This window comes from Bradyrhizobium denitrificans (assembly GCF_013179005.1).
Classification (GTDB): domain Bacteria; phylum Pseudomonadota; class Alphaproteobacteria; order Rhizobiales; family Xanthobacteraceae; genus Bradyrhizobium; species Bradyrhizobium denitrificans.
Map to the genome: position 1 here is coordinate 289,219 of NZ_JABFDP010000004.1, position 6,868 is coordinate 296,086.

At 64.1% G+C, this 6,868-nt stretch carries 5 protein-coding genes; 2 read left to right on the top strand and 3 right to left on the bottom strand.

Annotation, left to right across the window (positions count from 1 at the left end; translation table 11 throughout):
• Positions 1–172: 172 nt before the first annotated feature.
• The 3 genes from HL671_RS06060 to HL671_RS06070 form a co-directional block, all read right to left on the bottom strand.
• Entirely contained in the window at positions 173–625 is a 453-nt protein-coding gene (locus HL671_RS06060; RefSeq protein ID WP_012047135.1) for an HPr kinase/phosphorylase, read from the bottom strand.
• On the bottom strand, positions 622–2,439 hold the full coding sequence (locus tag HL671_RS06065; RefSeq protein WP_012047134.1) for a sensor histidine kinase: 1,818 nt from the start codon (positions 2,437–2,439) through the stop codon (positions 622–624). Before HL671_RS06065 ends, HL671_RS06060 begins: the two co-directional genes overlap by 4 nt.
• A gap of 283 nt (positions 2,440–2,722) precedes the next feature.
• Entirely contained in the window at positions 2,723–3,424 is a 702-nt protein-coding gene (locus HL671_RS06070; protein WP_006611449.1) for a response regulator transcription factor, read from the bottom strand.
• A gap of 217 nt (positions 3,425–3,641) precedes the next feature.
• Between HL671_RS06070 and HL671_RS06075 the strand changes: the two genes are divergently transcribed.
• Positions 3,642–4,370: a HugZ family pyridoxamine 5'-phosphate oxidase gene (locus HL671_RS06075; RefSeq protein ID WP_172235880.1), complete on the top strand. Its 729-nt coding sequence runs from the start codon at positions 3,642–3,644 to the stop codon at positions 4,368–4,370.
• A 665-nt stretch (positions 4,371–5,035) separates the two neighbouring features.
• Positions 5,036–6,649: a phosphoenolpyruvate carboxykinase gene (locus HL671_RS06080; protein WP_012047132.1), complete on the top strand. Its 1,614-nt coding sequence runs from the start codon at positions 5,036–5,038 to the stop codon at positions 6,647–6,649.
• The last annotated feature ends 219 nt before the right edge of the window (positions 6,650–6,868 follow it).

Here is a 6,868-nt window from a genome sequence, read left to right on the forward strand (position 1 = left end):
GCACGAACGCGCCACTTTGACCATCCGGAGCCCCCGCGCAAGAGGGCATGTTCGCGATTCTCCCGGAGACAGGCATAGCGGCGGGGAGGTTGGCGACGGTCTATCGGGTCGCGATAGTGGGGCTGATATGGTTACCAATTCGCTTCACACAATTGGCCGAAAGATTACCGGGTCATGAACTCTCGGTCGTGAGGAGAGCAGCTACAACCAGCGGGAGGGGTGAATGCCCCGCCCCTACGGGAATTCGCGGCAATTCAATACCGTTTTCGTGCAGAAGCAGGGCAGATCGCGGTGGAAGCCGCTCCGCGTCCTCTGCCATCAGATCGACGACAAGGCCGATCCGCGCCTCGGACACGAAGTCGCAGCGGCGGATCCCGAGCCCGCGAATCTCGATCAGCCCGGCCAAAGCTGGGGCCGGGTGAACCCACATTTCTCCGTCACGTGTGGCGAGATGAACACGGTCGTCCCCGACCAGGACAGCCGGCGGGATTTGTCCGGTGCGACCGGCCAGAATCAAATCGAACGCCAGACGGGACTTGCCGGACCCTGAGGGACCCCTGATCAGCACCGCGCTTTCGCCGATCTTGACGGCGGACGCGTGGACCGTGGCCGGGGTGAGGGTCACGACGCCGGCAGTCGGACGATGAAGCGGGCACCGGCCACGGTCGGATTGCCGTCGGCATCCACCGGGCCAGGGCGGTTCTCGGCCCAGATCCGTCCGCCATGGGCGTCGATGATCTGCTTGGAGATCGAGAGCCCGAGGCCGGAATTCTGGCCGAAGCCCTGATGCGGCCGGTCGGTGTAGAAGCGCTCGAAGATGCGCTGCAGGGCATCCTCGCGAATGCCGGGTCCGTCATCGTCGACCAGGATCTCGATTTCGGAGCGCACCCGCCGGCAGGTGATGCGCACCTTGCCGCCTGCGGTCGAAAACGACTGCGCATTCGACAGCAGGTTGGAGATCACCTGTCCGAGCCGCGAATCATGCCCGGGCACCGAGAAGGTGTCATTGGTGCCGCGGCCTTCGAACCGAACCTCGACGGCCACATCGGTGCCGAGCTTGGTCTCGTTGGCGACCGAGGTCAGCGTCGTCAGCAGCCGGCGCAGATCGACCAGGGTCATATCCTGGCGCTGCAACTCGGCATCCAGGCGGCTGGCGTCCGAGATGTCGGAGATCAGCCGATCGAGCCGCTTGACGTCGTGCTCGATGACGGCGAGCAGCCGGCCCCGGCTGTTGTCGTTGCGCGCCAGCGGCAGCGTCTCCACGGCCGAGCGCAACGAAGTCAGCGGGTTCTTGAGCTCGTGAGCGACGTCGGCGGCGAACATCTCGATCGCCTCGATGCGGTTGTAGAGCGCATCGGTCATGTCGCGCAGCGCCCCGGACAGATGGCCGATCTCGTCGCGGCGGCGGGTGAAATCGGGAATTTCGACGCGGGTCTTGATGCGGCGCCGGACCCGTTCGGCGCTGTCGGCCAGCCGCCGCACGGGGCCGGCAATGGTGCTGGCGAGCAGCAGCGACAGCACGATCATGACCGCGGAGGCGACGCCGCCGACCTTGAGGATCGCGAGGCGCTCGGCGGTGACCATCTGGTCGATGTCGTCGCCCTGGGTGGACAGCATCAGCGCGCCATGGATGGTGCGCGAGCGCTGCACCGAGACGGCGACCGAGACGATCACCTCGCCCCGCGAATTGACCCGCACCATGCTGCGCTTCTGCCCCTTCAGCGCATCCGCCACTTCCTCGTAGCCATTGCCGTTCTCGGGGCCGTATTCGCGATACAGCGGCAGGTCGCCGCGATTGAGCCAGGTGCGCACCGAGATCAAGGCGCGCTCGACCAGGCCGGGCTTTTCGCTCGACGGCGGCGGCAGGTCGAAGCGCAGCACGTTCTCGAGATTGCGGCTGTCGAGCAGCAGGCCGCCATTGGGGTCGTAAATGCGTGCGCGCGTCTTGGTCGGCGAAATCAGCGTGCGCAGCACCGGCGCGACGCGCTCGGGATTGATCGGGAAATCGAGCGGCGAATACTCCTCGGGGGCGCCGTAGCTCTCGCCGGGCTTGAGGTCGAGCAGGCGCTCGGGATCGATGGTGATCGTATTGGTCTGCACCGTCGCGGAGGCTGCGATCGCGCCGGCGATGATCTCGGCCTGGACCAGCAGGCTCTGGGCCCGCGCGTCGATCAGGCCAGCACGGAACTGCGACAGATACAGAATGCTCGCCACCAGCGCGAGCAGGCCGGCAATGTTGAGCGAGACGATGCGGCGGGTGAGGCTGGAAAACGACAGCGCGAACAGGAACTGCCCGGCGCGGCGCAGCCAGCTGGCCGGTCGCTGCCAGCCGGAGACCTGCGGCGTCTCGTCGGCCGCGCCTTCGGCGACGTCCGACACGATGGACGGCGGGGCGGCGTCAGCGTTCTGGCCAGGGTCAGGATGCGTTCGATCGAGCAATGTGAGCGCTCCGACTCCAAAGTTCGCGACGGAAGTTCGCAAAGCATCTGCCACGGGCTCCCTTGCGACCTTCGGTGGCAAAGGAACACTCGAAATCCATCAATTTCGGCGAAACGCTTCCGGCCGTTCCGGCGGCAATGGCGCCGGAAAACGGATCGAAATCGGCTTCACTCAAACCCGATACCCAGCCCATCGTGCTTGCACTGGCGCCGGTCGCAATATCTTAAACCATCACGTTGGCGGCGTCAGCGAAGAAGTGTCCTGACGCCGCAGACCGGCGGCCTCAGGTTTCCTTGAAGCGATAGCCGACGCCGTAGAGGGTCTCGATCATCTCGAACTCCTCGTCGACCATCTTGAACTTCTTGCGCAGCCGCTTGATGTGGCTGTCGATGGTGCGGTCGTCGACATAGACCTGGTCGTCATAGGCCGCGTCCATCAGGGCGTTGCGGCTCTTGACGACGCCCGGACGCTGCGCCAGCGCCTGCAGGATCAGGAACTCGGTCACGGTCAGCGTGACCGGCTCGTTCTTCCAGGTGCAGGTGTGCCGCTCCGGATCCATGCGCAACAGGCCGCGATCGAGCGCCTTGGCGTCGTTCTCCTTCGGCAGGGCCGTCGGATCCTTCGGCTGCGAGCGCCGCAGCACCGCCTTGACCCGCTCAACCAGGAGTCGCTGTGAGAACGGTTTGCGGATGAAGTCGTCGGCGCCCATCTTGAGGCCGAACAGCTCGTCGATCTCCTCGTCCTTGGAGGTGAGGAAGATCACCGGCAGGTCGGATTTCTGCCGCAGCCGCCGCAACGTCTCCATGCCGTCCATGCGGGGCATCTTGATGTCAAGGATGGCAAGGTCGGGCTGGCTGGTCCGGAAGCCGTCGAGCGCCGACGCACCATCGGTGTACGTCATGATGCGATAGCCTTCGGCCTCGAGCGCGATGGAGACTGATGTCAGAATGTTGCGGTCGTCATCGACCAAGGCGATTGTGGGCATGAGCCTGCTTTCAGAGTCTGGTTAGCCGAGACAGCGAAGAATCCAGCTAAGGGCCGCATATATGGGCTTCGAACATGGTCAACGAGCAATGCAAGCTAGGCTGAAGTGTGACCGAGTTCCACAAATAGCATGGCAAAGTTTTGTGCCCAGCCCTTGTTTGTGGCCCGTTTAGCCGAAAAAAGGCCTTCATTGCAACCGGATGAACGAGGGAAAGACGATGCAGCCGAGCTTTAACCCTAACCTCGTGACGCATTCTTTGCTACGGCGAAGCCGGCAGGGCGCGCTCGCGACGCTCATGATGGGCTCAGGCGATCCCTATTGCTCGCTGGTGAACGTCGCCACCGCGCCTGACGGTGCCCCGGTCATCCTGATCTCGCGCCTGGCCGTGCACACGAAGAATGTTCTGACTGATTCTCGCGTGTCGCTGATGCTGGATGAGCGCGCGCCTGGCGATCCTCTCGAAGGGGCGCGAATCATGCTGTCCGGAAAAGCCGAACAGGCGACTGCGGAGAATCGCGAGATGCTGCGGCGTCGGTATCTCAATGCGCATCCTTCCGCAGCAGATTACGCAGATTTCGCTGATTTCTCGTTCTTCGTCATTCGTCCGTCGGGCACGCATCTGGTCGCCGGCTTCGGCCGCATCGTCGATTTGAAGCCTGAGCAGTTCCTGACTGACATATCCGATGCAGCCGAACTACTTGCGGCGGAGCAGGGTGCGGTCGATCACATGAATGAGGATCATCGCGAGGCTCTCGGTCTCTATGCGACAAGGCTGCTTGGCGCCGACGCGGCCGAGTGGCGCTGCAGTGGCTGTGATCCTGATGGGCTCGACCTGATGGCGGCGGGCCGGACGTTGCGGCTGCAGTTTCCGGAGCGGGTCACCTCGCCGGGAGGCCTGCGCAAGATGCTCGTTCGACTCGCCGACGAGGCGCGGGCGAAGGTGTGAGATGTCCTCGTTGTAGCGTCAGCGACGAACCGCTTTGCGGTTCCACGCCAGCCTGAGCGACGCCGCGGGTCGGGAGGCTTGCGTAGGCCTCCCTAAAGAGCGGCGGCCTCAGGACCGCAGCAACGGGCTCGCAGGGCACTTTGGGCGGCCGCCCAGACCGGCCGTCATGCGCAGATCTGGACGCCATCCTTGCGGTTGCCTCGCAGTCGCTCCCGCCAAATCGGCACCTGTGTGGCGCCGTTCGCCGCCAGGGCATGTGCTGCCTGCCCCCCCCCGCACATCGGTCGCGGGAAGGCATTTTGCCGCGCGGGGAGGCGGCCGGGTCTAATCGATGGACAGTCTTCGCTCGCTCACGCAAATGCTTCGCTTCGGGGCCGATCTGCGCCGCGCACGAAAGCGAAGTGCGCGATCGACTGCTGCGTCGCAGCATGATCGTCAAGTGTGCGCGACGCTGCCGACGGAATATGCATCACACGGCAAATGATGAGCTACGCCAATCAGCTCGGCGCAATAACCAATTCGTTCGGATCGTCTTGGCAAGACCGGCGTTGATCAGTATTAGGTCGGCGACCGCGCTTTGGTAAGGCGATGTAAACGGTAAGGTCACCGCGCACTGCGCCACGAATTTCGCGCGCAACAGCTGCGGGCTCTCAGGAGGGATTTTCGTGCAAGAGACGGGTATTCGCAACGGCGCCTTCGGTGCCGACAAATTCGGCTTAAAGAATCTCAAGCAGGTGCATTGGAATCTCGGCGCTCCCCAGCTCTATCAATATTCGCTGGCGGCTGGAGAGGCCGTGTTGTCTGCGAACGGGGCGCTGTGCGCGGATACTGGCGAATTCACTGGCCGCAGTCCGAAGGACAAGTTCACCGTGCGCGACGCCTCCACCGAGAAGATGTGGTGGGCCGGCAATCAGTCGATCACGGCGGAGCAGTTCGAAGCGCTGTACCAGGACTTCCTCAAACACGCCGAGGGCAAGACCCTGTTCGCGCAGGATCTCTATGGTGGCGCCGATCCGACCTTCCGCATCAAGACGCGCGTCTTCACCGAGCTCGCCTGGCACTCGCTGTTCATCCGTACGCTTCTGATCCGCCCGGAGAAGATCGAGCTCGACACGTTCGTGCCGGAGCTCACAATCATCGACATGCCGAGCTTCCGTGCCGATCCGAAGCGTCATGGCGTGCGCTCGCAGAACGTTGTCGCGATCGATTTCGCCCGCAAGATCGTCCTGATCGGCGGCTCCTACTACGCCGGTGAGATGAAGAAGAGCGTGTTCACGACGCTCAACTACTATCTGCCCGAGCGCGGCGTGATGCCGATGCATTGCTCGGCCAATGTCGGGCCGAAGGGTGATACGGCCATCTTCTTCGGCCTGTCCGGCACCGGCAAGACCACGCTGTCGGCCGACCCGAACCGCACGCTAATCGGCGACGACGAGCATGGCTGGGGTCCGTCCGGCGTGTTCAACTTCGAGGGCGGCTGCTACGCCAAGTGCATCAAGCTGTCGCAGGAGGCCGAGCCGCAGATCTTCGCCGCGTCGAACCGCTTCGGCGCGGTGCTGGAGAACGTCGTTCTCGACGAGGACAGCCGTGTTCCGGATTTCGACGACGGCTCCAAGACCGAGAACACGCGCTCGGCCTATCCGCTCGACTACATCCCCAACGCCTCGCGCACCGGCCGCGCGCCGCATCCGAAGAATGTCGTGATGCTCGCCGCGGATGCCTTCGGCGTGCTGCCGCCGATCGCGAAATTGTCGCCTGCGCAGGCGATGTATCACTTCCTGTCCGGCTACACGGCGAAGGTCGCCGGCACCGAGCGCGGCCTCGGCAATGAGCCGCAGCCCGAGTTCTCGACCTGCTTCGGTTCGCCGTTCCTGCCGCTTGATCCCTCGGTCTACGGCAACATGCTGCGGCAGCTGATCGCCGAGCACAATGTCGATTGCTGGCTGGTCAATACCGGCTGGACCGGCGGCAAATATGGCACCGGCTCGCGCATGCCGATCAAGGTCACGCGCGCACTGCTGACCGCGGCGCTCGACGGCTCCCTGCGCAACGTCGAGTTCCGGACCGACAAATATTTCGGCTTCGCGGTGCCGACCGCGCTGCCAGGCGTCCCGAGCGAGATCCTCGATCCGGTCAACACCTGGGCCGACAAGGCCGAGTTCGATAAGACCGCCCGCGCCCTGGTCGGCATGTTCCAGAAGAACTTCGCCAAGTTCGAGGCCCAGGTCGACGCTGACGTCCGCGCTGCGGCGCCCGACGTGAAGCTGGCGGCGGAGTAGGGCTGCTACGCACACGGGTCAGCCGCTTTGCGGCTGACCCCGAACCTGATCCAACGAGCTACGGCAGCCGAACGCGCTGCCGGAGTTTTTGTATGCGGCGTCGCTGGCGGTGTCGTGACCCGATGCCGGGCCATTGCAGAAGCTGCCGCAGCGAGCCAGGTCGTCATCACCCGCGAAATGTTCAGCCCGGGGACATAGCTTACACCTGTTCGGGGACAT

Bases quoted from the DNA above. Each gene is read 5' to 3' on its own strand.
- HL671_RS06075 (WP_172235880.1), top strand. From the start codon at position 3,642: ATGCAGCCGAGCTTTAACCCTAACCTCGTGACGCATTCTTTGCTACGG.
- HL671_RS06070 (WP_006611449.1), bottom strand. From the start codon at position 3,424: ATGCCCACAATCGCCTTGGTCGATGACGACCGCAACATTCTGACATCA.